This is a genomic window from Kribbella catacumbae DSM 19601 (assembly GCF_000372465.1).
Classification (GTDB): Bacteria; Actinomycetota; Actinomycetes; order Propionibacteriales; family Kribbellaceae; genus Kribbella; species Kribbella catacumbae.
In genome coordinates, this window is sequence record NZ_AQUZ01000147.1 from 1 (window position 1) to 1,195 (window position 1,195).

The following is a 1,195-nucleotide window of genomic DNA, read 5'->3' on the forward strand; positions in this document are numbered from 1 at the left end:
CACGCCAACGTCACGACACGCACACGTTCACCACACCGTTGCCTCAGGCAATCGCATCGCCGGCCCTGTCAAACACCTGGTGAGAAAACCTCAGTGAACCCGAAGTCCACCGTCAACGGAAGCGGGACCACTTCACACCATGGACTAAGCGGCGGATGTGTTGCTGCACAGAGGTCGCGAAGACTTCGGATTCGCGTCAGTGCACCGCTAGCCGACCGGGAGACCGGCATCATGGGAGCGGGAGGATCTTTGACGTTGACGGGCTACGTCTGTTTGTCGAGGATCCGTTTGGCGGTGCGGCGTAGTTGTGAGTCTGGGTGATTCTTGGCTATTGGTTCTATCAGTGCGCTGTCGGTTGGCTGCCAGGCTTTGCCGACGATGGGCACCGCGGCGTAGGTACGTAAATCAGTCCAGCGGCCGAGGTCGTTGGCGATGATGTCTCTGCAGAAGTCCGCCGCGCGGGGGTCCTTCATCTTGGCCAGTGAGTCGAACCAGGATCCCCAGAAGAGTTCGCCTCCCTCGCCTGGCTCATCAAGACTTGGCTCGTTACACATCTGCAGGATCAGATCGAGATCCTCGGCCCTGGCCCCGTACCGATAGGCATGCGACACATCTCGCAGCCCCTCAGCCTGGTCCAAGCCGCGTTCTCCGGCGACCCAGCGGGTGACGGTTAGCCGTGCGATGTCGGTCAGCAGTTGGTGGACTGCTTTGCGGTGATAGGACCATTGGAGTGCGGTTACCAGCAGGTCGAGCACGATGGGTGCAGGTTCGGAATCGATGACCTTCCGGCAGCGGGCGACCATTGTCTCGTCTGGCGTGAGTACCCAGTCCTCGCCGAAGTGCTCGCCCGGGTCGAGCTCTACACCTAACTCGGCGGCGAGCTGCGCCTCGGCCTGGAGGTACTCGGGATCGGGGTCGCCCGCCATCGCGAGGAAGGCCTGGCGGTGGCTAGCGTCAATAGCGCGAGATTTTGACATCGCCATCCTTCGCCATCTGTCTGAGCGTCTTGCTGAGGTTGACTCCGCGGTTGACCCTGATGACGAACTTGTACCCGTTCGCCTTGGCCCACTTTGCCATACCTCTGATCTGGCGGGTTGCGGACCAGGGCGGTTGCAAAGTTGATCTTCCTACGATGCGAGCGCCAGCAGCGCACGTTCGGGTTTGCGAGCGCGTGCTCGTAGGGTCTTGATGCCTG

General features: G+C 61.3%; 1 protein-coding gene. It reads right to left on the bottom strand.

All coding sequences use genetic code 11. The features are described 5' to 3' along the window. Positions 1–263: 263 nt before the first annotated feature. A complete protein-coding gene (locus tag A3ES_RS0145665) occupies positions 264–977 on the bottom strand; it encodes a hypothetical protein (protein WP_157631106.1) in 714 nt (237 codons plus the stop codon). Positions 978–1,195 lie beyond the last annotated feature (218 nt).